Source organism: Pyxidicoccus sp. MSG2 (assembly GCF_026626705.1).
GTDB lineage: Bacteria > Myxococcota > Myxococcia > Myxococcales > Myxococcaceae > Myxococcus.
The window spans coordinates 6,158,447-6,183,565 of sequence record NZ_JAPNKC010000001.1; the positions used below are offsets into that span (position 1 = coordinate 6,158,447).

Sequence of the window (25,119 nt, forward strand, 5' to 3'; positions counted from 1 at the left end):
CGTTCACCAGGCAGAGCAGGACGGAAGGACTCCGCGGGCCGGGCGGGGTTCCCCGACGCTCCCACCCATCATTTCGGAAGGATGCCTTCGATGAGGCAGTGGACGCGTAGCGCGTGGGGATTGGTGTTGTCCGGTGTACTGGGCGTGGCGGCCGGTTGCTCGGGGGAGCTGGTGGCCCCTCCCCTCGTCAAGCACGAGGTGACGCCGTGGATGGTGGACGACCCGGACTGGGAGCACACGGGCCCGCTGGCCGCCTGCAAGCCGGCCGCGAATGCCGCCGTCCCGTGCGGCGCCCACGAGTCCTTCGACTACTCCGCCTGCAACCTGCCTTCACTGAAGGGCGCGAAGGCGGGCGGCCTCTACACCACGCACCTCCTCATCGATGACACCGAGCCGGTGTTCAGCACGGTGAACTCGCTGCTCGTGGCGACGGATGGGGGCGTCTCCCGCCACAGCACCGTCGTCCTTCCCGAGCAGCAATTGGAGGATGGCCGGTTCTTCCTCGGGGCGCGCTCGAGCCGTCCGGACGGCGGCTCCACCGCGCTGGTGATGGTGGGGTGCGAGGCCAGCGAGGACGGGCTCACGCTGAAGGGCTGCTACCAGCAGTGCCGCAACGGGGCGCAGACCTTCTCCGGCACCTTCGAGGCCGCGCGCGTGGTGCGCCGCCAGGGCGAGTCTGAGGCCTCCGGCCTGTCGCTGCTGTCGGAGATGGCGGTGGGCGAGGCGACGCCCGTGGACGTGTACGTGACGAAGGGCCACGCGTACGTGGTGTCGGTGCCCTCCCTGAGCCGGCCCGGCGGGCTGAGCGTGTTCGACGTGTCCAACGCGCGCGCGCCGGTGCTGAAGAAGTCCATTTCGTACCCCAATGACAACTACTGGAACGGCGTCTGGGCGAAGGATGACGCGCTCTACGTCGCGAGCGCCGACCAGGGCCTGCTCGTCTTCGACATCTCCAACCCGGCGGACCCGCGGTTCCTGCGCTCGCTGCCCGGGGACGAGGGCGGCATCGAAGTGCACACCGTCATCGTCGAGGGCAACCGGCTGTACGCCATGTCGCCGGGGCCCAACGTGGAGACGCTCATCTTCGACGTGAAGGACGCGAAGGCGCCTGTCCTGCTCACCCGCTTCGTGGCGCCGGGCGTGGCCACGGCGGCGAACGTCACCTACCCCCACGACGCCTTCCCCTTCGAGAACAGGCTCTACATCAGCCACTGGGAGAGCGGTTACCTCATCGCGGACGTGCGGGACACGGAGGCGGTGGAGGTGGTGGGCGAGTACATCGTCCACGAGCACTCCACCAGCCACACCAGCCGGGTGATGCGCCAGGGGCAGCGGCTCTTCGCCTTCGAGGGCGGTGAGCACTGGGGCGCGCACCTGCGCGTGCTGGACGTGACGGACCCGGCGGCGGTGCGCATCGTCGGTGAGTACCGCCTGCGGCCGGGCGTCTCCATCCACAACATGGAGCTGAAGGGCAACCGGCTGTACCTCTCCCACTACCAGGAGGGGGTGCGGGTGCTGGACGTGACGCTGCCCTGGCAGCCGCGCGAGGTGGGCTATTACAACACCTACCAGCCGGAGCACCCGAAGGCGGGCTACTCCTTCTACGACGGTGCCATCGGCATCCGCGTGCCGGGGGACGGCCACGTGTACGTCATCGACACCGTGCGCGGCCTGCTCATCCTGCGGGAGGGCTGAGCGGCGCCTTCGTGGCGGGTGGAAGGTTGTCCACCCGTCACAACGCCCCGGGGGAGGCCCACCCCGGAGCGTCGGCGGGAGGTGGGCGCGGTGCGCGGGGCTCGCCTCCCACCCGTCCTGTCTGCTACGGACGCGGGAGACACCCGGCACGAGGGCGGCTCCGGGCGGGCTGTCCACGGGTGTCTCTGGGGGAGTGCACGACATGGCGGGGTCCACGGTGGAGCCCAGGCTCATCGACGACGGTGCGGGGCGGGGGGACATTCCCGCGGGGACCGCCACGCGCGCCGTCTGGGAGGCGGTGATGCAGGGAGCGGTGGAGGTGGCCGTCCGGGCCTACGAGGACCTGGCCGCGCCGCAGCGGGAGTGCGTGCTGGAGGAGTCCTCCGGCGTACCCGGGCAGACGCGCTCGTCGCTGGTGGAGGTGCTGAGGCGCGCACGGGACTTCGCGGGTGCCGCGCGCCTGCTGGAAGCGGATGGCGCGCACGCGGCGGCGGCGCCCCTGCACGAGCAGTCCGGTGCATTGCAGAAGGCGGCCGAGGCGTGGCTGCGCGCCGGTGAGCGCGGCCGCGCGGCCGCCGCCTTCGAGCGCGCGGGCAGCCTGGAGCGCGCGCTGGAGTTGTACCGGGCGCTGGACGCGCGCGAGTCCATGGCCCAGTGCCTCACGCGCCTGCACCGGCCCCAGGAGGCCGCGGCGGTGTACCGCGAACTGGGCAACGCACACGCGGAGCTGGAGTCGCTGCGCGCGATTGCGCCCGGGCACCCGCGCCGGCGCGAGGCGGTGCTGCGGATGAGCGCGCTGCTGGACGCGCTGGGAGACTCGTGGCGGGCGCTGGTGCTGCTGGCGGACGCGATGCAGGAGTCCGGCCCGGCGCGCGAGGACGGCGCGCTCCAGGCGGAGCACGCGCGACTGCTCAGGCACCTGGGGCTGGACGCGGCCGTGGTGGAGCCCGAGCGCGCGCCCCCGCCGCCCCCGGACGGCTACGAGTACCTCAAGGCCATCCCCATCTTCGGCGAGCTGCCGATGCAGGACATGAAGGACCTGTTCCGCATGGCGCAGCAGGTGCTCATCCCCGAGGACACCACGGTGCTGGAGAAGGGAGCGCGGGGCACGGGGTTGCTGGTGCTGCTGGACGGGACGGTGGACGTGTTCAGCGGCCCGGGGATGGACGCGCGGCTGCTCAACACGCTGGGGCCGGGGGCCTTCCTGGGTGAAATCTCACTCATCCTGGACGGGCCCACGTCCGCGCACGTGCGCTCGCGCACGGCGGTGCGGGCGCTGCGGGTGACGCGGGTGGACTTCCAGCACTACCTGGACACCCACGAGGCCGCCGCGCTGCGCATCTACCGGCTCTTCACCGAGAATCTGGCCGAGCGCGTCCGGGCGCTGAGCGCGTAGGCTGGAGCCCGCAATGGCGGATACGCGTGGCGCGAGCAGGGAGCGGGCCGTCCAGCTCGCCAGTGAAGGAAAGCTGGAGGACGCCCTGGCGGAGTACCAGGGCATGGCGAGGTCCGCCCCGGACGACGCGGAGGTCCGCCAGCGGGTGGCGGAGCTGCTGGAGTGGCTCGGGCGACAGGCGGAGGCGGCGACGGCGTACGAGGCCGCCGCGCTGGCCTGGACGAAGGCGGCGCAGCCGCTGCGCGCCGTGGCCGCGTGTCTGGCGCTGTCCCGGCTCGGCGCGCCCCCGGCCGCGACGACGCGCACCGCGCGCGTGCTGGCCGAGCGCTTCGCCCTGGCGCCGAGCGCCGCGGCGCCGACGGCTTCCCCGGGGACGATGGCCCCGGTGCCCGGGCCCGAGGCCCCGGGCGCGATGCCCATCCTCTCGCACCTGGGCCGCGAGGCCTTCATCGCGCTGCTGGAGGCGATGGAGGTGCGCGCCTTCTTCCCTGGGCAGGCGGTGGTGGAGGAGGGCAGTGCGGGCGCGTCCATGTTCGCGCTGGTGGAGGGGAAGGCGGACGTGCTGCGCACGCTGGAGGGCGGCGAGCGCAAGTCGGCGGGCACCGTGCTCCCGGGCGACTTCTTCGGAGAGCTGGCGCTCGTCTCCGAGGGGCCCCGGCTGGCCACGGTGGTGGCCACCGAGCGGGCCGTGCTCCTGGAGCTGACGCGCGAGCGCATGGAGGCGGTGGCCGCGCGCCACCCCACGGTGGCCGGCGCGGTGGAGGCCTTCTACCGGCGGCGCATGGTGGAGAACCTGCTGCGCAGCAACCCGCTGCTCAGCAAGCTGACGCCGGAGCAGAAGGCGGCCGTGTCTCGCGACTTCCAGCTGCGCACGGTGAGCGCGGGCGAGGCGCTGCTGACGCAGGGGCAGGCCGGGGACGCCTTCTACGTGGTGCTGCGCGGCCGGTACACGCCGTGGCTGGAGCAGATGCACGGCCGGCGCGTGGCGCTGGCGGAACTGCGCGAGGGCGACGTCTTCGGCGAAATCTCCCTGCTGCTGGACAAGCCCGTGTCCGCCACGGTGCGCGCGGAGGTGGCGGGAGTGGTGCTGCGCCTGGACCGCGCCGCCTTCGAGAAGCACCTGCTCAGCCAGCCCGGCCTCAAGGGCATGCTGATGCGCATGGGCACCGAGCGCCTGCAGCGCACCGCCCAGGCGCTGGCCTCCGGCCGCGTGCTGCACGACGGCGACCTGCGCGTCTGACCGCGGGCGTACCCCTGGAAAACGAAACGCCCGGGCCCCCGTGAGGGAGACCCGGGCGTCAGGACCGCCCCGGCTCAGGGAGCCGGGGCAGGCCTTCCGGCTACTGCATGGAGTAGCCGAGCGTCAGGCCGAACACGTGCGCGTGGCCGTTGTACCGGCCGGGGATGCCCGGCGCGGTGCTGTCGTTGTTGGACAGCGTGACGTACTGGTAGGCCGCATCCGCGCGCAGCGCGCCGAAGGCGTAGCCCACGCCGCCCGTCACCGCGACGCGGTCCGCGTCCGGCAGGTCCGGCGTCAGCGTGTCCTGCGGGCTCGGGGACGGGTCGAGGACGAGGCCCGCGCGCACGTGGAGCGCCTCCGTCACGCCGTACTCGGCGCCGAGGTGGAAGTTCCACGTCGCCTTCCAGCGCTTGGGCAGCGGGTTGTTGAGCGCCGGGTTCTCCGGGAACTCAATCGCCAGCTGCTCGAAGTCGGACCAGTCCACCCAGTTCGCATCGAAGGCCAGCGTCAGCCGCTCGAGGGGCGTGACGGCCACGCCCGCCGCGATGGACTGCGGCAGGGTGACGTCACCCTGGACGATGGTGTCCTTCAGGCGGCCCTGGAACTCCGCCGGGACGTCCTGGAAGTCCGCGTCGCCCTTGAAGGTCAGCTTCATGGGGCTGCGGTAGTGCACGCCGGCGGTGATGAGCTTGGGCACCACCACGCCCTGGACGCCGACGTTGGCGCCGAAGCCCCACGCGCCGCCGCCCAGGTGGACGTTGCCCTCGCTCTCGACGAAGTCCAGGCCACGCTTCAGCTCCAGCGTGCCCCGGCCGATGTCGAGCCCGGCGCCCACGCGGAAGCGCTCGTGGACCTGGTAGGCCACCGTCGGGTTGATGTTGTAGACGGCCATGGCCGACTCACGGGCGCGGAAGCGGCCCGAGAAGTCATCCACCCAGCGGCTGCGCGCGCCGAAGGGCGTGTAGATGCCCAGGCCCACCGCCAGCTTGTCCATCACCTTGTACGTGGCGAACAGGTGCGGCGGCGGGGACAGGGTCGTCTTCTGGCCCTCCGTCGCCCCGCCCTCCGGGGTGAACTTCAGGGTGGGGAGGATGCCGGTGTCGCCCACCGACACGTCCAGCTTCTTGTCGCCCAGGATGTTCGCCGCGTTGGAGTACACGGCGGACGAGTCATCGAGCCACGCGGCGGCCGCGTTGCCCATGCCCGTGGAGCGGGCGCTCTGGGTGTTGATCTGGAAGCCCGCGGCCTGCGAGGTGCCGGCTGCGAGCAGCGCTACCAGGGAGAGTGTCTTCTTCATGGTTTTGGGTCTCTCTCGGGAGGCGATTACGGAGTGGGCGCGACGCCGGTCTTCAGGAAGTCGGCCACCTGCTGCTGGGCCGAGTCACGGACGGACTTGAGGAACTGCGCCGTGGGGTCGGTCGCGTCCAGCGTGGGGTCGAAGATGGTGAAGAAGCCATGCTTGACGTTCGCGGGCAGCGGCTGCACGTCGAACTGGTACGACTGCACCGCGCGCTCCCCGCCGCGGTTGGCCGCGCCGAGCAGGTAGTCCGTCACCGGGTTGGTGATGACGTCGTCGCCCTTGATGTACTGGATGAACGCATCACGGTTGGCCGCCTGGCCGTTCTCCAGGAAGTAGCCGTAGTTGCGCGGGTCCGCCGGGTCCAGGATGGTCCGGGCCAGGGTGATGAACTCGTCGTAGGCCGGCGTGCCAACGGGGCGGTTGGCGCTGGCCAGCAGGTTGTTGAAGCCGGTGCGGTACGCGACGAAGGTGGGGTTGGTGGCCGTCAGCAGCACGTCCGTCAGGCCGCCGCCCGCGGTGTTTAGGGCCACGCGCCGGAACTTGTCGTTCACGGAGTTGGTCAGGGCGCCCTGGAGGCTGCCGAGGCTCTGACCCACGTAGTGCATCTGCGCGGCGTTGAGGGTGCCGGCGCCGACCGCGGAGAGGCGGGCGTTGATGCTGTCGGTGGCCAGCACGCGGGTGAGCTGCGCGGCGTCCACCACGGCGTGGCGGAAGTTGTCGCGCGTGGCGAACAGGTTGGTGAGGTTGAGGAAGTTCCAGGCGTTGATGACGGGCACCGCGCGCGCGTTGTCGTTGCTGGCGCGGAGGAAGTCACCGCCCTCGCACTTGCCGGTGGTGGCGCTGGTGGCCACGCAGCGGCCCTGGCGCTGGGAGGCGCAGACCAGGTCGCCGTGGAGGGCGGCCGGGGTCGCCGGGTCCGTGGGACGCGGGTCGCAGTCGATGGCGGCGGCGGCATTCACACAGCGCCCGTAGGTGGGGCTGTTCAGCGTCACGTCGCAGGTGCTGCCGCCGGAGCACGCGCCGTTCGGCGTGGTGATGTCGTCGGCGGAGCTGGCCGGGTCACCGTAGGGCACCGGCGACGCGGCGGAGATGCCCGCGCAGCTGACGCGGTCGCCGTGCTGGACGGAGTCGATGGCGGCCACCGCGAAGCCATTGGCGTTCAGCTTGTTGGCGACGGCCAGGATGTTGGTGCGGTTGCCCGTCAGGCCGTGGCCGAAGACGATCACCGGGAAGCCACCCTCGGGCGCCGGCGTCTTCGGCGTGAAGAGCATGAACGGGATGCGGTCGATGCGCGGCGCGGCGCGGTTGAGCGTGCCCTGGTCGTCGCTGAGCAGGTAGGGCGTGAGGTAGGCGCCGACGAACGCGCTGCCCACGTCGGCGTTGTCCAGCTTGTTGGCCGCCATGGAGGCCTTGAGCGTGGCCGTCTGGTCCGTCAGGAAGTACGGGTCGGCCGGCACCGCGCCGGGGGCCGCGTTCAGCTTCTGGAGGATGGAGCGGGTGCTCTGGGTGGTGAAGGCCCACGCAAGATTCACATCCTTGCGCTTGATGCCCTGGGCCTCGAGCGCGTCATACAGCGGCTTGAGCGCCAGACGCGCCGGCTCGAGCTGGGCGGCGAGGAAGCTCGGCACCGCGGCCAGCTGGCTGTTGCCGGCCGAGTCGACCAGCGCGGCCTTGCTGCGCAGCAGGACCTGGGGCGCGGTGGGCGCCACGGCGCGGCCCTTGATGTCCTTCATGCCGCGCAGCATGACCACGGCGTACTGGGTGCCCTCGTCCAGCGGCACCTCGGGGACGATCTGCAGTTGCTGCGGCGTGGTCTGCGCGCTGCCGTCCACCTTCAGGCTGGACGTGCAGTTGATGCACACCTTGACCTTGGGGGCCGTGCCCGTGGTGGGGTTGGTGGCCTTGATGAAGAGCACCGTCTGGCCCAGCTTGACGGTGTTCATGTCCAGCTCGGCGCCCACGTCGATGGCGCCCGTCTTCACGCCGTTCTCGGTGACGATGGGGGCGGTGGTGGACCAGCCGTCCAGCGTGTTGAGGCCCTTGGAGATGGCGACCTCCAGCGGGTTGGCGTTGGGGGACGTGTTGACCGGCAGGTTCAGGTGCGCCGGGGCGGTGGCCGTGGCCGGGACGCGCAGCAGGTCGTTGGGGAAGGGGATGATGCTGTTGGCCGGGTCGAACGTGGCCTCCGGCATGTTCATCACCGTGAAGGTCCACAGCAGGACGATGTCGTCGCGCTTGAGGGTGAACTTCTCGGCGACCGCGTCGATGACGGGCGCGTAGCTGCGGCGCAGCTGCTCCAGGCGGAGCGCGGTGGCCGTCTGCTCCGCGATGCGCGCGTTGGGCTCCGTCGCGGTGGCGGGGATGAGCTCGGTGGCGGCGCGGCAGGTGGGGGCCGTCAGGTCCTCGCAGGTGACGAGCGCCTCCTGGGAGCTGGCGAAGGCCCACGTGGCCGACGGGATGACCGTCTTGCCGGACGTCGTCTTCAGGCCGTTCTCACCGCCGACGAGCGCCACCGCGTAGCGGCCGCCCTTGGGCCAGCCGGTGGGGGCAATCACGTTGATCTTGTCGGTGTCCTCGTTGTAGCCGACGACGACGTTCGCCGGCACCGGACGCGACAGCGGCGTGCCCGCGTACAGGTCCAGGATCTTCACCGTGTTCGGCGTCACGCTCGCCGGGTCCAGGTTCTTGACCGTCGTGGACGCGGAGATGGCCGTGGGGAAGCCATCCAGCGTGTTCACGTAGTCGCGCGTGAATTCCTGCTCAGCCTCGGGCGCGTTCGGGTTGATGGGCGCGGCGACGAGGCCCGTCTTCGCGTCCAACGCCAGGTCGTTGGGCGACGGGACGATGGCGGGCGAGGCCGCGGGGTCGAACTCCGCGACGACAGCTTCTTCGGCGGGCGGTGCATCCTTCGCGATGTCCGGATCACACGCAGCCGCACCGAGGGCAAGAGCCCCCAGGAACAACACCTTTTTCATGGGTAAGACCCCTCGCGTCCAAAGTTGGACTGCTGGAAACGATTCCGTGGCGTAGCACGTTGCTTGGTCGTCAGGAAGACAGCCGGGTTGACGCGTCGTGTTAGCCGTGGCTGGCGTGCGAGCGGAAATACTGCGTGTCTCAGCGGCTGCGCCGGGGACATGCGGCGGGTACGTTACGGGGCATGAACCGACTGCTGAGTGTGCTGGTGGTGACCGCGGCCGTGGTGGCTCACGCGGAGGATGCCGGGGGATTGACGTGGACGGCCCCGGCGGAGTGGACGACGCAGGGCGAGCGGCCGATGCGCGCGGCCACGTACAAGATTCCGGCGGCGAAGGGTGACGCCGAGGGCGGTGAGCTGGCCGTCTTCTACTTCGGCCAGGGCCAGGGCGGCGCGGTGGACGCCAACGTGAAGCGCTGGGTGGGCCAGTTCCAGACGCCGGACGGCAAGCCCGTGGACAAGGCGGCGAAGACGAAGACGGAGAAGCTCAACGGCATGCCCGTCACCACGGTGGACGTGAAGGGCACGTACGCGGGCGGCGGGCCGATGATGGGCCCCTCCACGCCGAAGCCGGGCTTCCGCCTGCTGGGCGCGATTGTGGAAGGCCCCGAGGGCGCCGTCTTCTTCAAGCTGACCGCGCCCGAGAAGACGGCGGCGTCCGCGGAGAAGCCCTTCCGCAAGCTGCTGGAGTCGGTGAAGAAGAAGTAACCGGCGCCCGCTGGGACGAAAGGTTACTTCGTCCCCTTCGCGGGCTTCACCGCGTTCTTCGGCGGGGTGGAGTCCGCGAGGGCGCGCTTCACCGCCGCGGTGTTGCGCTGCCTGGGCAGGTCCGGCATGAGCAGCACTTCGATGCGGCGGTTGCGCGCGCGGCCCACCGGGGTGGCGTTGGCGGCCACCGGGCGCATCTCGCCGTAGCCCGCGGCCACCAGCCGGCGCGCGGGCACGCCGCCCTTCTCCTGGAGGAAGCGCACCACGTTGACGGCGCGCGCCACGGACAGCTCCCAGTTGGTGGGGAAGGTGCCCTGCAGCTTCTGGGACGGCGGCGAGTCATCCGTGTGGCCGGACACCTGGATGGACTTGTCGTCCACCCTGGCCAGCACGCCGCCCAGCCGCGTGAGCACCTCCTGGCCGCGCGTGCTGATGCTCGCGTCGCCGGAGTCGAAGAGCACCTTGTCCACCAGGTCCACCTGGATGCGCCCTTCCGCCTGCGACAGCTTGATGGCGCCGTTGGCGATTTCCGCCTTCATCTTGTCCTGCAGGTCGTCGTAGGTGGCCTTGAGCTTCGCGAGCTCCGCCTCCTGCTCCTGCACCGTCTGGCTGAGCTGCTCCTTCTCGTTGCTGAGTTGCTCCTTCTCGGTGGCCAGCTTCGTGCGCTCGGACTCCGCCGCGGCCAGCTTCTCCGCCAATTGCAGTCGCGCGGCCTCCGCGTCACGGGCGCGGTTGGCGGCCTCCTCGGCGGCGGCGCGTGACTGCTCGGCCAGGGCCTGGGCCTGCTGCGAGCTCCTGTTGGCGAGGAACAGGACGCCGCCCGCGAGCAGCACCACCAGCGCCGTCACCAACCAGGGGACCCAGGTGCGCTGCTGCCGGCCGTGCTCGTGCGGGACTTCCGTCATGTCGTGACCTCCAGTAGGGGCGCCGGGGGGGCGCCATGGTCTCTACGGTCGCGCCGGGGGGCGCCACGGTCTGCACGCTGACGCCGGGGGACGCCATCGTCTTCGGTGAAGAAGAGACTCGCGAGCCACCGTAGCGACCACGCCCGGGTGCGCTTCAAGGCGCCCCGGGTGCGTGCAGGTATCTGGAGGTTCAACGTTGCAGCAACGTCAGAACGGGAACCACGAGGGGCGCACGCTGCGTGGATTGCCCAGGGCCTCGCCGAGCTGCGCGTTCAAATCCCCGAAGGCCTGGTTGTCCAGCCACATGGCCTCAATCTTCTGCTTCCCGAGCTTCACCTCGTGCGGCTTGCCGTCCGCGCCGGTGGCCGTCACCTTGTCCCCGCCGTTGTACGTGACGCGGAAGGACTCGCCCTTCACGTTCACCGGCACGTCGAAGTGGAGGTTGGCGGGCACCTGGGTGGAGAGGTTGGTGCCGCGCGCGCCAGGCTTGCCGAGGTCGTCCATGAACTCGCGCAGGAAGCCCTGCGTCACCTGGCGCGTCTGCTTGTCGAGCGTGGGGTCCACCTTCGCGTCGTAGCCGAAGCCGAGCATGCTGTTGCTCTTCTTCGGGTCGGTGAGGTCCCACGTGGGCACGCTGAGCATGAACTGGTTGGCGCCCGGCTGGGTGCGGTCCTTCCAGTCCTGCGCGTTGGTGGCGTTGTCCTTCAGCATGGCGACGCCGTTGAAGGCGTTCCACAGCACGTCGTCCGTGTCGAGCTGGCCGGTGGGCAGCGGCTTCGCGGTGGCCTGGCCATTCACCGGGTGCGCGTCGCCGCGCGAGGAGAGCGACGCGCCAATCTGCGGCAGGTCGTTCTTGTTGTAGCCCATGGGCAGGTTGTCCAGCGTGCCGCCGTCAATCAGGTGCATGTTGCGGCCGGTGACGGGGTCCACCACCTGCACGGGCTCGAAGACGCCCGGAATGGCCATGGAGGCGCGCATGGCGAGCGCCACCGGCGTGTCCGGCGTCGTCTCCTGGCTGAAGACGAAGACGCGGTCCTTGGCGCTCTTGAAGCCCTCCTTGCCCACCGCGCTGTCGTACGCCTTCGCGGCGACGAGCTGCAGCGGCACCTTCAGGTCCGCGAAGGTGACGGGCCGGTCCTTGATGCCGGTCAGCTCGCGCAGCTTCGCGTCGAAGAGGTCATACGCGGCCTGCCCGTCCAGGATGCCGCCGTCCTTCATGTCCAAATCGAAGTCGTACAGGTTGCCCAGGCGCGGGTCCTTCGCCACGTCCTCCAGCTGCTTCGGCGTGGCGCCGGTGGCGGCGAAGGCCGCGGCGATGGAGCCGGCCGACGTGCCCGTCAGGCTCACCGGCACGACGCCCAGCTCCTGCATCTCCGCCATCATCGCGGCGTAGCGCTTGCCCTTGCCGCCGCCGCCCTGGAGGGACAGGTGCACGCCGATGGGCTCGCCGCCCTGCACCGGCATGCCGGCCTCTTCACGGCGCTTCGCCACGGAGGCGGTGTACGCGGCGGCCTTCGCCTTGTCGCCGCCGAAGAGGAAGTCGAGCGGCTTGGGCGGCTTCGTCACCGGCGTGCCGGTGGGGAACTTGCTGGCATGGACCTGGCCGTTGGGCAGCTCCTTGGCGAGGAACTGCGGGTCCAGCCACAGCGAGCCCGCGCGGGGCGCGGTGGCGCGGGTGTAGCCGGTCGTCTTGGTCAGCTCGGCCTCGGCCCTGGCCAGCTCCGCCTTCACCTGCGCGTGGCGCGGGTGCGAGGGGGGCAGCATGTCCAGCTCCAGCCCCAGCGAGCGCACCTTGCCGAGGTTGTCGCGGAAGCCCTGCGTCTGGGCGATGAGCTGCTTGCCCTGCTTGTCGTCAATCTTCTGCGGGACGATGTGCTCCAGGACCTTGCGGAGGTCCCCCAGGTCGACCTGGAGCAGCTTGTCGAAGGGAATCTGGAGCGGCTTGCCGGTGAGGGTGATGCCCTCCCAGGGCTTGCCGGAGATGCCGGGCAGCTTCGGGAGGCCGAGCTTGCCCAGGTCCGGCAGGCGGGCCTCGAAGCCGTCGACGAGCTGATCCGCCTTGCGGGCGACGTTCTGGAGGCCCTGGCCGAGCTTCGCGAGGAGGTTGGGCTCCTCCGCCTTGCGGGGCGCCACCGGCGCGGGAGCGTCAGGGGTGCGGCGGGGCGCGACCGGGGTGGGAGACGGGGTGTTCTTGACGGTCATGGGCGGGCAGGCTCCGCGGATCAGCCGGGGGGAAAGGCGATTGTAGCGGGATTATCGCGCGTACCTTGTCGTAGGTTGTGTGTACTTCTCTCGGGGCGAGAATTCGGGGCGGCAAGGCCCTTGCTACGGGGTGATCCACGAGGCGTCCGGCGCCTCGGTATCCGGAGGCATCCGTGACGACGTGCCGCAGTCCCCAGGTCCAGTCCCTCGTTTCGCGTGCGGTGACGCTCTTCCCCGAGGACACCGTCCTTGCCGCACTCCAGGTGATGCACCGCCACGGGCTGCACGTGCTCCCGGTGGTGGATGGCCAGGGCGGGGAGCTGCTGGGGGAGGTGTCGGAGGGGGAGCTGCAGCGGCTCTCCGCGTGCGCTCCGCTGGCCCGGCTGGCTGAAATTCTGACCGCAAAGGCCCTCACGGGCACGGAAGAAACGACGGGCGTTCCCTACGAGGCGTTGATGGCCGCGCCCGAGCGTCCCTGGCTGCACTGAGCTCGCTAGGCGGCCCCACCCGCCACGCGCAGCACCGCCGCGGCGATTTCGTCCGGCACCTCTTCCTGGAGGAAGTGTCCCGCCTGGGTCTCCGTCACGCGCGCGTGCGGCAGCGCTTCCCGGTGCCGCTTCAGCGCGCGCCCCAGAATCGGGTCCTTCAGTCCCCACACGAACTCCGCGGGCCCGCGGAAGCCGCGCACCCACGCGTCGCCCTGCGCCAGCTCCGGCACGGTGGGGTGGTCCTCGCGGTTGGGCACCATGCGCGCCAGCGCGAGCGGCGCGGCCCGGTCCACCACGCGCCGCAGCGGCCACGCATACGCCTTCGCCACGTCACCGGAGATGGAGCGCGCGTCGCCCTGCGTGCGCCCCAGCACCGGCACCGGGAAGTTGAACAGCCGGAACGCCACGTCGCTCACCACCGGCAGGTGTGAGAAGCGGTGGAACGCCGTGGTCCGGAACACGCGCGGCGCCAGCACCGACGTGTTCAGCACCACCAGCCCCGTCACCCGTCCGCCCGAGCGCGCCGCCAGCCACGCCCCTATCGGTCCGCCCCAGTCCTGCACCCCCAGCACCACGTCGCGCAAATCCAACCGCTCCACCAGGTCCAACACCGCCTGCCCATGGTTGCGCAGCGTGTGCACGGCCAGCGCGCGAGGCTTGTCGCTCAGCCCCAGGCCGATGAGGTCCGGCGCCACCACGCGCAGGCCCTTCCCGTCCAGCCCCGCCATCACCTTGCGCCAGAGGAAGGACCACGTCGGGTTGCCGTGCAGCAGCAGCACCGGACGGCCCTGTCCCTGGTCCAGGAAGTGCATTTTCACGAGCCCGGGACCGAAGCGCACCGGGGCGAAGTGGGAGGGGAAGGGGAGCAGGCGCGCGAGGAAGTCGGGAAGGGCGCTCATGGCGGGTGGTGGACGTTCTACCGCCAGGCAGGCTCCTCCAGCCAACACCCGCCCGAGTGACTGGCGGCTGGCTGACGGCTCGGACCTGGGGGCGGGCTGCAATCCCGGAAGAAGTCCACAGCCTCTAACGGGTGGCCCCCGGGCCTGCTGGCGTTCATTTCTTGGGGGGCGGAGGAGGCGTGGCATGAAGGCAGTCGCAATCATCCTCGCTGCGGGTGAGGCCCGGCGGATGGCCCATCCCAAGGCGCTCATCGAACACGAGGGAGGAAAGAGTTTCCTCCAATCACTGGCATCCACCTTTGGAAAGGCGGGTTGCTCCATCATCGGAGTCGTGGGCAAGGACTCGGAGGCCGTGCGCGAGCAGCATCCGGGGCTGGAGTTGGTGGAGTCGGAACGGTGGCAGGAGGGGCCGTTGGCCTCGGTGAAGGCGGGGCTCGACGCCGCGCTGGAGGCCGGAGCGGACGTGCTGCTGCTGCAACCGGTGGACATGCCCGCGCTGCGCGCGTCCACGCTCAAGTCCCTGCTCAAGCTGATGGGGGAGGGGGACGAAGTCATGCGGCCGGAGTTCGAGGGCGCGCCTGGCTGGCCGCTGGTGCTCTCACGGGGCGCGGCCGAGCGGCTGCGTGCCGCGGAGGGCCTGCAGCTGGAGCCCGCGCTGGCGACCCTCAAGGTGCGGCGCGTGCCGGTGAAGGACCCGGGCGTGGTGGTGAACATCAACACGCCGGAGACGTACGAGCGGCTCTTCGGCACGGCACCGAAGCTGGCGCCTCCACCGAAGCGGCGCGCCAAGCGCACCGGCACCGGGGCCACCACGGTGGGGGAACTGAGCGGTGGCTCGGCGCCCATGGCCGCCGCGTCCGAAGAATAGGTCCTCGAGGGCCGGAGCTCCCCAGTGTCCGGGTGGCTCCGGCCCGGAAGCATCTTCGCAATGTGACGGGCCCCGTCCCTTTCGCGCCGTGCGGCGGAAGGCCGGGGCCCGCGCGCTTCACGGCGTGAGGCGCCGGTGCTTCAGTCCGTGAGACCCACGCCGGGGGCGGGCAGCCGCGGCTCCCAGCATGGAGCACCTTCCGCTTCAGGACGTGGAGCCCGCGCCGGAGTGCCGGCCTCCGGGGCTCCGGCATGGAGCCGCCTGCTCAGAACGCGAAGCCCAGGCCGAGGTACGGGCCGGCGAGGCCCTCGGTGTGCTGGATGCCGTCCACGTGGCCGGCGTCGTCGAGGTACAGGCCGCGCCAGCCGCCGCGCACGTTGAGGGAGCCCAGGTGCGCCGCGAGGCCGGCCTGCACATCCACCTGGCGGTGCGGGTAGGGCGTGGCGTGCAGGCGAGCCTCCAGGTCCACCGGGGAGCGGCCGATGCACGCCTCCGCCGAGGCGCCGAAGCTGGGCCCCACGAAGATGATGTGCGGCGCATGGGCCGTGGCCACGCCCGCCTCCACACGCACTCGGCCGCGCGGGCCCGCCCACAGCGCCGCGGTGAGGTGCGCGCTCATCAGGGTGATGCGGTCCACCTCGTCCGAGCCGTCATCCGCCGGCAGTGAGATTCCGGTGATGCGCGTGTCCACGCCGAGGCGCCGTCCCTCCGTGGCCATGAACAGACCCATGGCGCCGCCGTCGCCGAGCAGTCCGCCCTCCACACCCAGCCGCACCATCAAAGGGACGGGCTCGTGCCGCTCGCGCACCCGGGTGAGGGCCACGGCGCGGGGGCGCGGCGCGGCGATGATGGCGCCGGCGACGATGAGCTCCGGGAGCGGGCGGCGCACCACGGCCCTCCGCCTCCGCCGGGGCGCGTCGTCGTTGTCGTTCGACGCCTCCTTGCCGATGGGCGTCGCCTGGTGCGTGCGCGGCTGCTCGTCACGCGGGGGGCGCGAAGGGCGCGAGGGGCGGTCATTGCCCCGGTTGTTGTTGGATTGCGAGGAGGAGTGCTTGCCGAAGCGGGCCTCGGCGGAGCTGGAGCCCAGGAGGGCACCGGCGGCAAGCGCGGCGCACAGCACGGCCTTGGGGGATGGCACGGTCCACTCCTCTTCTGGGGATTCGGAATGCTCTCGGGGAAGCGGGATTCAACCGCCTTCACGGCCAGGCCAGCCATGGGCCCCCGGGCGGGGCGTGTCGTTGGCCAGCGTCACCTGTGTGGCGGTGGACAGCGCTCCCGCCAGAAGCCCGGCGCCATGCGCGGCGGTGGAACATCAACCCCCGCGCCGGGCCGGGGCGCTGACTCCTTCCGGATGCCTGTAATATCTGCCTGTACCCCCCATGCAGATGCTCATGGTTCGACACTGGGCCGCCAGAGGGATGGCGGCGCATGCGACTCGCGTGTTTCCCGAGGAAGGAGCGGTTAGGGTGGCTGGTGTGACCCACGCTCTGGCGCGGCCCATGGTCCTCCTCGTCGAGGACGACCCGGACGTCCGGGGAGCCATGGCGGAAGCGCTCCACGATGAAGGCTACGAAGTGGCCATGGCCATCAACGGCCACGAGGGGCTGCGCGTGCTGGCGTCCCTGGAGGCGCCGTGCCTCGTCCTGCTGGACCTGGAGATTCCGCGGGTGGACGGGCACGCCTTCCTCGAGCGGGTGAGGACGGACGCGCGCTTCGCCGGCACGCAGGTGGTGGGGATGACGGGGGAGCCCGGGCCCTCGCCCGAGGGCGTGGTGGGGCTGTTGCGCAAGCCCGTCAAGCTGGCCGCGCTGCTCGCCACGGTGTCGCGGCATTGCCCGCGGCGGGACACCGCGGGCTCGTCGTCGAGCGGCTAGTAGGCGAGGCCCAGGCCGAAGAACGGGCCGTGGAAGGTGTCCACGTGGGTGACGCCGTCCACCTGCCCGGCGTCATCCAGCACCATGCCCCGGTAGCCGCCGCGCACCACCAGCGCGCCCAGGTGCAGCGCCAGCGCGGCGCTCGCGTCCACCTGGCGGTAGGGGAAGGGCGTCGTCTGCACGCGCGCCTCGAAGTCCAGCGGGCCCGCCATGCACGCCTCCAGGGACATGCCCAGGCTGGGGCCCACGAAGGTGACGTCCGGCGCATGCGCGCTGCTCACGCCCGCCTCCACGCGCAGCCGCGCCCGCTGCATGGAGATGAGCGCCCAGGTGAGGTGCGCCTCCATCAGCGAAATGCTGTCCGTGTCCTCGGAGCCGTCATCCGCGCTCAGCCCCATGCCAGTCAGGCGCGCGTCCACGCCGAAGCGCCGCCCCTCCAGGCCGATGAACAGGTCCACCGCGGCGCCCTCGGTGACGGGGCCGCCCTGCAGGCCCAGGCGGAAGGACAGCGGCGCCGCGTGGCGCTGCTCGCGCAGTTCGCCGCGGGGGCCCTGCCGGTCGTCGACGATGAGCCGGTGGTTGCCGCTGGAGAAGATGAAGGCGAAGAAGCCCACCGTCGCGTCCAGGTCCGAGTGGTGGCGCACGTTGCGGCGGCGCGGACGGTCATCGTCCTTGTCGTCTTCCGAGTCCTCCTCGCCCACCGCCGTGGCCTCGTGCCCCTTGTCGTCGTCCTTCTTCGACTCGCTCTGGTTGGAGCGCGAGCGCTTGCCGAAGCGGGCCTCGGCCGGCGTCGAGCCGAGGAGGAGCCCGAGTGCGAGAAGGGCACACAGCACTGGCCGAAGTGGGGACACGGTTCTGCTCCTCGGTGGGGACCGGGAAAGGGGCCTTCCGGAACCGTGGACGGATGCCCGGCTGCTTTATTCATTTCACGGCAATTCTCCACCCCCGCCCGGAGGGCACCGGGGCGCGCCTTCCGCCCCGGGCCCAAGCCGACCCGCGCCTACTTCTGGGGAGACTCGGGAGGCTTGGACGGCGGGGTGTAGCTGTACTTCTGGAGGCACTCGCCCGGCGACATGGGCCGGCACTTCGTGGTGCAGGCGCTGAGCCGGTTGCACGTCGTGACGCACACCTTCTGCACGCTGGGGGGGACGAGGTCACACGGGCTGCTCAGGTAGATGGAGATGGGCTCGGGGTGGAAGGCGCCAATCTCGTCCTGGCAGGACTCGAAGTCTCCGTCGCCCTTCACCGCGTAGCCGTCATTCACCTTGCAGCGGGGGGGCCGCGTGCTGGTGCTGCCGGGCTCGCAGGGCCCCGCCGTGCGGGCCACGCAGACGTTGGCGCTCACGCCGGAGACGGTGGTGTTGGCGCAGATGCGCGCGGCGAGGTGGCTGTCGCCGGACACCCAGTCCCGCGAGTAGCAGGCGTGGACGCCGTTGTAGGGGTAGCCCTTGAACTCCGACTTCGTGACGAGCTTGGGCTTGAAGGTGTCCTTCTCCAGGATGACCTCCGCCAGGAGCAGGCCCGGGTCGAAGAGGTTCCCGTAGAAGGCGCCCTCGCGGAAGGTGTACGCCCCGAAGGGCTCCGCCGGGTACGCGCTCGGCGAGCTGGAGTACGCCTGCGGCCACACCCACGAGCCGGGCAGGGCGTTGCGGTTGTACGGCGCGGACATGAGGCTGTAGCTGCCGGAGCCGGGGCAGGTGAAGGTGACGCTCGGGGCGATGCCGCACGGGTTGTGGTCCGTCTCCGCGATGAGGTCCGCCCGCGCGCAGCCTTTGGGGTCCTTGCACACGCGCAGGACGCGGTCGCCGCTGATTTCGCCCAGCTTGCCCGTGCAGGCGACGGTGTCATACGGCGCGCCCGCGGCCACCGTCACGGAGGCGCCGGGGGTGCAGCTGCCCACGCCCTCACCCAGCCAGCCGCACTCGGGCGTCAGCCCGGAGCCGCCAGAGGGGCAGGGCAGGAACATCGTGCTCCACTCCTCGGTGGCGCCGGACGGGTTGAAGCGCTTCTCGTCGCGCGGGTCCTCGCCGCGCATGGACAGCGGCACCTCGACGCCATAGGCGTTGTTGCGCGCCAGCAGGCATGCCGACACGTAGCCCAGGCACTCGCGGCTCGGCGCGCCGTACTGCCAGTCCTTGCACAGGCCCACGGAGCCCTCGAAGTAGTGCGTCACGCCCGCCCGGCTCGTCCACTTCACGCCCTCGCCCGCCGGCAGGGCGCACTCCACCAGGTACTTCATGACGTGGAGCGCGGGCGGGTGCTCCAGCTGGTGCCGGAGGCGGTCATCGCCGTCGAAGGCCTTGGAGTTGAGCGGCCCCGTCGTGAGGGCCTCCAGCGAGTCCCGGTTGGTGGTGAGGGCGTTGAGGGCCAGGTCCGACGTGGAGAGCGAATTCAGGATGCGGATGCCCGGCTCGGCCGCGGCCCTGGACGCCGGAAGCATCAGCGCGAGCAGGCACGCGAGCGCGGCCAGCACGGGTCGCGAGGGAGCACGGAGGACGAAGGGCGACATGCGGAGCGGACCTCGACGAGGAAGGAGACGACGCGAAGGAGCCGGTTAGCACGAGGCGGGCCGGACCCGGAGGCCCCGTCTTTTCGCGAGGTTGCGCGGCGCGGACGGCGCCGGTGTTGCCTGCCGGTCCACAGCGTCCCCAGCGGGTGTGGACGCGAGGGCAACGGCGGGCGCCGTCAGCGCCGGGCCACCTTCTTGCCCCGGACGGAGGCCTTCGCGGCGCGGCGGGGCTCGGGGCGGACCTGGGCGGAGTCCGGGGGCGTGGTGCAGGTGGCGGTGGTGGTCGCCAGGGCGGCCTGCGCGGCCTGGTGCTGCTGCTCCAGCGTCCGCAGCCGGCGCGACTGGGACTCGCGCAGCGCCTGCAGTTCCGCCACATGGGCCTCGGACTCGGCGGCCTCGCGCTCCAACTGGCCGTTGCGCTCCACCAGCGCGGAGATGGAGCGCGAGCCCGCCCAGGCCCCCGACGTGGCGAGCACCACCGCGCCCACCAGCAGGCCCCAGGGCAGCCACGCCCGGCGTCGCCGCGCCGACTCGCTCTTCTGAGTCGCTTCCATGGCCCCAAGGCTAGCGGGCCCACCGGGGTAGGCCTCAAGGTGGCGTCCCTCGCCCCGCGTCCTACCCGTGGACCGGGGAGGCTCCGTGCGGCGGGAGGGGGGGCCCCGAGGCGTCCGCTTCATGGGGCGCCGTGGCGGGGCGGGCCGCCGGCGCCTTTCGTGCGCTCACTGCCGGGGCAGCCGCAGCACGAAGCGGGCGCCGGGGCCCTCGGGCGGGTCCTCCACGGTGAGGTCGCCGCCGTGGGCGCGGGCAATCTGCCGGGAGATGTAGAGGCCCAGGCCCAGGCTGGCGCGGGCGTGCTCGCCGCTGGCGCGCGCGAAGCGCTCGAAGATGCGCGCCTGCGCCTCGCGGGAGATGCCGGGGCCCCAGTCGCGCACGACGATGACGGCCGCCCCGTCCGTGGACTCGACGGACAGCTCCACCGGCTGGCCGGGCGCGTACTTCATCGCGTTGGACAGGAGGTTCATCAGCACCTGCTCCATCCGGAGCCGGTCCACCCGGGCCCGCACCGGCGCGTCCGTGTGGACGACGGGCGCGCAGCCCGCGGCGGCCAGCGCGTCCTCCATGCGCGCCACCAGCCGGTGCGCCAGCGCGGACAGGTCCACCTCCTCGCGCTCCAATTCCAGGCGCCCGGTGCTGATGCGCGCCACGTCGAACAGGTGGGTGACGAGGTGGCCCAGCCGCTCCGCCTGCCGCCGCGCGCCGTCCAGCCCCTGCTTCAGCCGCTCTGGCGGAAGCGGCGTGTCGCGCTCCGTCGCGCGCTGGAGCGAGCCGAGCTGCAGCTGCAGCGCGGACAGCGGGGTGCGCAGCTCGTGCGTGGCGATGGCCACGAACTCGTCGCGCGCCGTCACCGCCCCCTCCACCTCGCGGTACAGCCTCGCGTTGTCCACCGCGAGCGCCGCGCGCGCCGCCAGGTCTTCCAGGAAGACGAGGTCCCTGGCGCCGTAGCGTCGGGAGGGGGTCTGCGAGACGACGCTCACCACGCCGAGCGTGCGCCCGTGTGCCACCAGCGGGACGAACATCGCCGAGCGCGGGTGCAGCGCCTCCATGTGCCGGCGGTGCTCGGGCGACACGGCGAGGGCGTCCAGCCACGCCGGGTCCACCTCCGACGCCAGCTCCGGCTGGCCCGTCTCCAGGACGCGGCGCAGCGGCGTGCGCGCGCCGGGTGGCGGAGGGTAGTGCAGCGACTTCTCCAGCAGTTGCTGGGTGCGCGCGTCGCTGCCCCGCGCCTCCACGCGCTCCAGTTGCTCGCCGTCCGGGGTGAGGATGTCCACCGTGCAGTAGTCCGCCAGCTGTTCCACCAGCACCTGGGCCACGGTGCGCAGCGTGGTGCGCCAGTCGAGCGAGGTGGACAGGCGCACGGTGGCATCCGCGAGGAAGCGCAGCTGCTCCTCCTCCCGCTTCTGCTCCGTCACCTCCCGCACCGTGGCGCCCACGCCCAGCGGCTCGCCGTCCACGCACACCGGGAAGTAGGTGGCCAGGTAGTGGCGGAGCTCGGTCGGACGCGGGTCGTCCACCACCAGGTCCACCACCGGCTCGCCCGTGCGCAGCACCTGCCGCAGCAGCGCCACCAGGCCTTCCGCGCCGGGCCCCAGCACCTCTGTCGGCGTGCGGCCCCGGTGCTCCTCCGGTGACATGCTGTTGATGTCGGCCAGCACCGGGTTGACGTGCACGTAGCGCAGCTCCCGGTCCAGGAAGCCCATGCCCACCGGCGAAGCGGCGAGGAGCGATTCCAGCAGCGCCAGCGACGCGTCACGCGCCCGCAGCGCCTCCTGTGCCTCGCGGTACAGCCGTGCGCTCTCCACCGCGAGCGCCGCGCGGCGGGCGAACTCCTCCGCGTACGTGAGGTCCCTTGGTGTGTAGCGGCGCGCGAGCGAGGTGGAGATGAGGGTGATGAGGCCGAAGCGCTGCTCGCCCCGCACCAGCGGGAGCGCGAGCATGGAGCGCGGCGCCAGCTCCTCCATCAGCCGCAGATGCTCCGGGTTGCGCGCGTGACGCTCCAGCCACTCCGGGGTGATGTCCGGCACCAGGATGGAGCGCCCCTCGGTGATGGCCCGCGCCATCACCGTGTCCGAGTCCAGCCGCGCCGGGTAGGGCATCGTGCGATTCAGCAGCGCCTGGCGCTCCGTGTCCCTGGCGAAGAGGGCGAGCCGGTGCAGGGTGCCATCCCCGGCCAGCACGTCCAGCAGGCAGTAGTCCGCCCACTCCTGCGTGGCCAGGCGCGCCACCGCCTTGAGCGTCGTCTCCCACTCCAGGGACTCCGCCAGCAGGCGGCTGGCCTTGGAGAGGAAGGCCTCCGCGCGCTCGGCCACCTTGCGCTCGGTGATGTCGACGTTGACGGCCACCGCGCCCAGCAGGCTGCCGTCCGCGGCGTACAGCGGCGTGGCCGAGTTGAGGATGGTGCGCCGCGCGCCGTCGAAGGCGACGATGTCCACCTCCTGGTTGAGCACCGTCTCCCCGTCGCGCAGCGCGCGCGCCAGGCCCCACTCGTGCGCCTCCAGCCGCCTTCCGGTGTCCGGCCACCAGGCGGCGTACTCGCCATACCGGGAGGTGTCCTCCACCAGGGGCGGCCGTCCTCCCCAGATGGCGTTCGCCACCGCGTTCGTCTCCAGCAGCCGCCCCTGTGCGTCGGCGATGAAGACGCCCACCGGCAACAGCCGCAGCACGGCGCGCAGCCGCTCCCGCTCGGCGGAAGGCACGGCCTCGGTGGCGGAGGGCGGGAGCTCGGTCATGTGAAGGGTGGGGGGCGCCCCGGACACCTACCTTGGGGCTGCCCTCCCGGGCTGACAACCCGGGCCTGCTCGCAACGTTGGCAGCTGGATTTGCATGGCTCTCTGGGAATCATGGACGTGGGCGGGCGGGGTGGACTTGATTCCGGAACGGGGGCGGGGCGTCATCTGGCCCCTTTCACGAACTGACTTCGGGAGCCGGTGGTCTGATGGCGATTGCGTGTGTGGTGCTGGACTTCGATGGAACCTTCACGGACGTGGCGGCGGAGAGCGCGCCCTTCCTGCGTCACTTCCGCGACGGGCTGGCGCGGGTGCTGGGGCAGGAGCTGGAGGTGGCATGGGAGGAGGAGGTCTCCGCGCTGAAGGCGGGGGCGGACTCGCTGGGCTGGGAGCTGGGCGGCAGGGTGGTGGCGCCGGCCACGGCGGACCCGTACCTGACGGCGACGTGCGCGGCGCACCGGCTGCTGCAGCGCTTCGGCAGGGGCGCGGACGAGGCGGTGCGCTCGGAGGCGGTGCAGGGGCTGTACCGCGAGGCGTACGCGTACTCCGCCACGGCCTTCAAGCCGGAGGCGAAGGAGGTGCTGGAGGCGCTGCTGGCCACCGGCCTGCCGGTGACGGTGGTGACCAACGCGCACACCGATTTGGTGGAGAAGAAGCTGGACCAGCTCGCGCCCAGGGGGCGGGAGCGGCTGCGGGTGTCCGGGGACGCGCGCAAGTTCCTCCTGGACCCGCCGGACGCGCCCGACGCGCGCTTCGACTCGGTGCCGGAGACGCAGGTGATGGACGGGGCGCTGCGCCGGCCCATCTACCTGCGCCGTGGCCGCTACTTCCAGGCGCTCAAGCGCGTCTGGGACTCCACGGGCACGCGGCCCGAGGAGACGCTGGTGGCCGGTGACATCTACGAGCTGGACCTCGCGCTGCCGGCCGCCCTGGGCGCGCACGTGCAGCTGGTGGCCCGCGACAACGTGCTGCCCTACGAGCTGAAGGCGGTGCACGCGCTCGGCATCCGCGGCGGCGTGGACCGCAGCCTGCGCGCCCTGCTGCCGCGCCTGCGCTGAAAGCACGAAGCCCCGCGTCCCGGTGAAGGGAGCGGGGCTTCTGTGTTGGCGGGGCCCTCCGCGAAGAGGGCCCCACCGGAGCAACGGGGGACGCCCTAGACCTTGGCGCCCGGCGTGGGCTGGAACACCTCGTTGAACTCGGTGATGGCCTTGTTCAGCGTCGCCTTGGTGTCGTTGCTCAGCTCGCGCTTCGTCTGGATGTCCTTGGAGATGTTCGGGTGCTTGCCGTCCGCGAACTCCAGGAACTCACGCATCCAGCGCACGATGTCGGACACCGGGACGTCGCGAATCCAGCCGCGCTTCTTGGGGTCGTCGCGGTTGGTGGCGGCGTACAGCTGCATGACCTGCTTCTCGACGGGGAGCGGCTCGTACTGACCCTGCTTGAGCACCTCCACCATGCGGGCGCCGCGGGCCAGCGTCTCCTGGGTGGCCTTGTCGAGGTCCGAGCCGAACTGCGCGAAGGCCGCCAGCTCGCGGTACTGCGCCAGGTCCAGCTTCATGGTGCCGGCCACCTGCTTCATGGCCTTGATCTGCGCGGCGGAACCGACGCGGGACACCGACAGACCGACGTTGATGGCGGGGCGGACGCCGGCGAAGAAGAGGTCCGTCTCGAGGAAGATCTGCCCGTCCGTAATCGAGATGACGTTGGTCGGGATGTACGCGGACACGTCACCGGCCTGCGTCTCGATGATGGGGAGCGCGGTCAGCGAGCCGGCGCCCTCCTCGTCGGACAGCTTGGCGGCGCGCTCCAGCAGGCGGCTGTGGACGTAGAACACGTCGCCCGGGTACGCCTCGCGGCCCGGCGGGCGGCGCAGCAGCAGCGACAGCTGGCGGTACGCCACGGCCTGCTTGGACAGGTCATCGTAGATGATGAGGGCGTGCATCTTGTTGTCGCGGAAGTACTCGCCAATGGCCACGCCGGCGTACGGCGCGAAGAACTGCATCGGCGCCGAGTCGGAGGCGTTGGCCGCCACCACCGTGGTGAACTCCATGGCGCCGAAGCGGTTCAGCTTCTCCACCACCTGGGCGACCGTGGACTGCTTCTGGCCGATGGCGACGTAGATGCAGTAAACGCCCAGGCCCTTCTGGTTGATGATGGTGTCGATGGCGACGGCCGTCTTGCCCGTCTGGCGGTCACCGATGATGAGCTCGCGCTGACCGCGGCCCACCGGCACCAGCGCGTCCAGCGCCTTGATGCCCGTCTGCAGGGGCTCGTGCACGCTCTTGCGCTTCACGATGCCGGGCGCCTTCACCTCGAGGCGGCGCGTCTCGGTGCCGACGATGGGGCCCTTGCCGTCCAGCGGCTTGCCGAGCGGGTCCACCACGCGGCCCAGCAGCCCCTTGCCCACGGGCACGGAGGCAATCTGCTGGGTGCGCTTGACGGTGTCGCCCTCGCGGATGTGCTGGAAGTCACCCATGATGGCGACGCCGACGTTGTCCTCTTCGAGGTTGAGCACCAGGCCCTGCACCCCGTTGTGGAACTCCACCAGCTCGCCGGCCAGGGCGCCCTCGAGGCCGTAGATGCGGGCGATACCGTCACCGACGGACAGCACGGTGCCAGTCTCCGCGACGGTGACCTTCTTGCCGTAATCCTTGATCTGCTCCCGGATGATTCTGCTGATCTCGTCGGCGCGGATTTCCATGGGCGTTTCGCGTCCTTGCACTGGGCGGCCAACTGTGGGGGACGGCCGCGTAAAGCTGGAAGTGGGGGCCCCTTAC

At 71.4% G+C, this 25,119-nt stretch carries 19 protein-coding genes; 8 read left to right on the forward strand and 11 right to left on the reverse strand.

What is annotated here, in order from left to right:
- The first annotated feature begins 90 nt into the window (after positions 1-90).
- The 3 genes from OV427_RS24130 (at position 91) to OV427_RS24140 (ending at position 4,331) form a co-directional block, all read left to right on the forward strand.
- Positions 91-1,695 carry an LVIVD repeat-containing protein gene (locus tag OV427_RS24130; protein ID WP_267858513.1) on the forward strand — a complete coding sequence of 535 codons (1,605 nt, stop codon included), beginning with the start codon at positions 91-93 and terminating at the stop codon, positions 1,693-1,695.
- Between the two features lie 202 nt (positions 1,696-1,897).
- Complete coding sequence (locus tag OV427_RS24135; RefSeq protein WP_267858514.1) at positions 1,898-3,091, forward strand: cyclic nucleotide-binding domain-containing protein; 1,194 nt, start codon at positions 1,898-1,900, stop codon at positions 3,089-3,091.
- A gap of 13 nt (positions 3,092-3,104) precedes the next feature.
- Positions 3,105-4,331, forward strand: a complete 1,227-nt coding sequence (locus OV427_RS24140) for a cyclic nucleotide-binding domain-containing protein (protein WP_267858515.1) — start codon at positions 3,105-3,107, stop codon at positions 4,329-4,331.
- A 100-nt stretch (positions 4,332-4,431) separates the two neighbouring features.
- Here the strand turns inward: OV427_RS24140 and OV427_RS24145 are convergent, their stop codons facing one another.
- A complete protein-coding gene (locus OV427_RS24145) occupies positions 4,432-5,628 on the reverse strand; it encodes an OmpP1/FadL family transporter (RefSeq protein ID WP_267858516.1) in 1,197 nt (398 codons plus the stop codon).
- A 26-nt stretch (positions 5,629-5,654) separates the two neighbouring features.
- The gene (locus tag OV427_RS24150; RefSeq protein ID WP_267858517.1) at positions 5,655-8,606 is read right to left on the reverse strand and encodes a hypothetical protein; all 2,952 of its coding nucleotides are present in this window, start codon (positions 8,604-8,606) and stop codon (positions 5,655-5,657) included.
- 182 nt (positions 8,607-8,788) lie between these two features.
- Here OV427_RS24150 and OV427_RS24155 point away from each other — a divergent pair, with 182 nt between their 5' ends.
- Positions 8,789-9,313, forward strand: coding sequence for a hypothetical protein (locus OV427_RS24155; RefSeq protein ID WP_267858518.1), 525 nt, complete (start codon positions 8,789-8,791; stop codon positions 9,311-9,313).
- A gap of 23 nt (positions 9,314-9,336) precedes the next feature.
- Here the strand turns inward: OV427_RS24155 and OV427_RS24160 are convergent, their stop codons facing one another.
- The gene (locus OV427_RS24160; protein WP_267858519.1) at positions 9,337-10,218 is read right to left on the reverse strand and encodes an OmpA/MotB family protein; all 882 of its coding nucleotides are present in this window, start codon (positions 10,216-10,218) and stop codon (positions 9,337-9,339) included.
- A gap of 207 nt (positions 10,219-10,425) precedes the next feature.
- Positions 10,426-12,420: a patatin-like phospholipase family protein gene (locus tag OV427_RS24165; RefSeq protein WP_267858520.1), complete on the reverse strand. Its 1,995-nt coding sequence runs from the start codon at positions 12,418-12,420 to the stop codon at positions 10,426-10,428.
- 173 nt (positions 12,421-12,593) lie between these two features.
- Between OV427_RS24165 and OV427_RS24170 the strand changes: the two genes are divergently transcribed.
- Complete coding sequence (locus OV427_RS24170; protein ID WP_267858521.1) at positions 12,594-12,908, forward strand: CBS domain-containing protein; 315 nt, start codon at positions 12,594-12,596, stop codon at positions 12,906-12,908.
- Between the two features lie 5 nt (positions 12,909-12,913).
- On the opposite strand, the gene OV427_RS24175 is transcribed toward OV427_RS24170, so the two are convergent.
- A complete protein-coding gene (locus tag OV427_RS24175) occupies positions 12,914-13,807 on the reverse strand; it encodes an alpha/beta fold hydrolase (protein WP_267858522.1) in 894 nt (297 codons plus the stop codon).
- A gap of 184 nt (positions 13,808-13,991) precedes the next feature.
- Here OV427_RS24175 and OV427_RS24180 point away from each other — a divergent pair, with 184 nt between their 5' ends.
- Entirely contained in the window at positions 13,992-14,675 is a 684-nt protein-coding gene (locus tag OV427_RS24180) for a nucleotidyltransferase family protein (RefSeq protein WP_267858523.1), read from the forward strand.
- A gap of 265 nt (positions 14,676-14,940) precedes the next feature.
- Here OV427_RS24180 and OV427_RS24185 read toward each other — a convergent pair whose 3' ends face one another.
- Complete coding sequence (locus OV427_RS24185) at positions 14,941-15,813, reverse strand: hypothetical protein (RefSeq protein ID WP_267858524.1); 873 nt, start codon at positions 15,811-15,813, stop codon at positions 14,941-14,943.
- Positions 15,814-16,150: 337 nt separating this feature from the next.
- Between OV427_RS24185 and OV427_RS24190 the strand changes: the two genes are divergently transcribed.
- Positions 16,151-16,549, forward strand: coding sequence for a response regulator (locus OV427_RS24190; protein WP_267858525.1), 399 nt, complete (start codon positions 16,151-16,153; stop codon positions 16,547-16,549).
- On the opposite strand, the gene OV427_RS24195 is transcribed toward OV427_RS24190, so the two are convergent.
- The 4 genes from OV427_RS24195 to OV427_RS24210 all read right to left on the reverse strand — a co-directional run bounded on the left by OV427_RS24195 (position 16,546) and on the right by OV427_RS24210 (position 22,345).
- Positions 16,546-17,400 carry a hypothetical protein gene (locus tag OV427_RS24195; protein ID WP_267858526.1) on the reverse strand — a complete coding sequence of 285 codons (855 nt, stop codon included), beginning with the start codon at positions 17,398-17,400 and terminating at the stop codon, positions 16,546-16,548. The two genes, OV427_RS24190 and OV427_RS24195, sit on opposite strands and share 4 nt — an antisense overlap.
- Positions 17,401-17,549: 149 nt before the next feature.
- The gene (locus OV427_RS24200) at positions 17,550-19,058 is read right to left on the reverse strand and encodes a hypothetical protein (protein WP_267858527.1); all 1,509 of its coding nucleotides are present in this window, start codon (positions 19,056-19,058) and stop codon (positions 17,550-17,552) included.
- 176 nt (positions 19,059-19,234) lie between these two features.
- On the reverse strand, positions 19,235-19,612 hold the full coding sequence (locus OV427_RS24205; protein WP_267858528.1) for a hypothetical protein: 378 nt from the start codon (positions 19,610-19,612) through the stop codon (positions 19,235-19,237).
- Positions 19,613-19,777: 165 nt separating this feature from the next.
- Positions 19,778-22,345 carry a PAS domain-containing protein gene (locus OV427_RS24210; RefSeq protein ID WP_267858529.1) on the reverse strand — a complete coding sequence of 856 codons (2,568 nt, stop codon included), beginning with the start codon at positions 22,343-22,345 and terminating at the stop codon, positions 19,778-19,780.
- Between the two features lie 206 nt (positions 22,346-22,551).
- Between OV427_RS24210 and OV427_RS24215 the strand changes: the two genes are divergently transcribed.
- Complete coding sequence (locus OV427_RS24215; RefSeq protein WP_267858530.1) at positions 22,552-23,400, forward strand: HAD family hydrolase; 849 nt, start codon at positions 22,552-22,554, stop codon at positions 23,398-23,400.
- Positions 23,401-23,495: 95 nt separating this feature from the next.
- Here OV427_RS24215 and atpA read toward each other — a convergent pair whose 3' ends face one another.
- Positions 23,496-25,043: a F0F1 ATP synthase subunit alpha gene (gene atpA, locus OV427_RS24220; RefSeq protein ID WP_267858531.1), complete on the reverse strand. Its 1,548-nt coding sequence runs from the start codon at positions 25,041-25,043 to the stop codon at positions 23,496-23,498.
- Positions 25,044-25,119: the final 76 nt, after the last annotated feature.

What these genes read in the sequence shown, in the direction of transcription:
- atpA (WP_267858531.1), bottom strand. Translation starts at nt 25,043, where the DNA reads ATGGAAATCCGCGCCGACGAGATCAGCAGAATCATCCGGGAGCAGATC.
- OV427_RS24175 (WP_267858522.1), bottom strand. Translation starts at nt 13,807, where the DNA reads ATGAGCGCCCTTCCCGACTTCCTCGCGCGCCTGCTCCCCTTCCCCTCC.
- OV427_RS24165 (WP_267858520.1), bottom strand. Translation starts at nt 12,420, where the DNA reads ATGACCGTCAAGAACACCCCGTCTCCCACCCCGGTCGCGCCCCGCCGC.
- OV427_RS24150 (WP_267858517.1), bottom strand. Translation starts at nt 8,606, where the DNA reads ATGAAAAAGGTGTTGTTCCTGGGGGCTCTTGCCCTCGGTGCGGCTGCG.
- OV427_RS24200 (WP_267858527.1), bottom strand. Translation starts at nt 19,058, where the DNA reads ATGTCGCCCTTCGTCCTCCGTGCTCCCTCGCGACCCGTGCTGGCCGCG.
- OV427_RS24205 (WP_267858528.1), bottom strand. Translation starts at nt 19,612, where the DNA reads ATGGAAGCGACTCAGAAGAGCGAGTCGGCGCGGCGACGCCGGGCGTGG.
- OV427_RS24140 (WP_267858515.1), top strand. Translation starts at nt 3,105, where the DNA reads ATGGCGGATACGCGTGGCGCGAGCAGGGAGCGGGCCGTCCAGCTCGCC.
- OV427_RS24130 (WP_267858513.1), top strand. Translation starts at nt 91, where the DNA reads ATGAGGCAGTGGACGCGTAGCGCGTGGGGATTGGTGTTGTCCGGTGTA.
- OV427_RS24145 (WP_267858516.1), bottom strand. Translation starts at nt 5,628, where the DNA reads ATGAAGAAGACACTCTCCCTGGTAGCGCTGCTCGCAGCCGGCACCTCG.
- OV427_RS24155 (WP_267858518.1), top strand. Translation starts at nt 8,789, where the DNA reads ATGAACCGACTGCTGAGTGTGCTGGTGGTGACCGCGGCCGTGGTGGCT.
- OV427_RS24180 (WP_267858523.1), top strand. Translation starts at nt 13,992, where the DNA reads ATGAAGGCAGTCGCAATCATCCTCGCTGCGGGTGAGGCCCGGCGGATG.
- OV427_RS24135 (WP_267858514.1), top strand. Translation starts at nt 1,898, where the DNA reads ATGGCGGGGTCCACGGTGGAGCCCAGGCTCATCGACGACGGTGCGGGG.
- OV427_RS24210 (WP_267858529.1), bottom strand. Translation starts at nt 22,345, where the DNA reads ATGACCGAGCTCCCGCCCTCCGCCACCGAGGCCGTGCCTTCCGCCGAG.
- OV427_RS24160 (WP_267858519.1), bottom strand. Translation starts at nt 10,218, where the DNA reads ATGACGGAAGTCCCGCACGAGCACGGCCGGCAGCAGCGCACCTGGGTC.
- OV427_RS24215 (WP_267858530.1), top strand. Translation starts at nt 22,552, where the DNA reads ATGGCGATTGCGTGTGTGGTGCTGGACTTCGATGGAACCTTCACGGAC.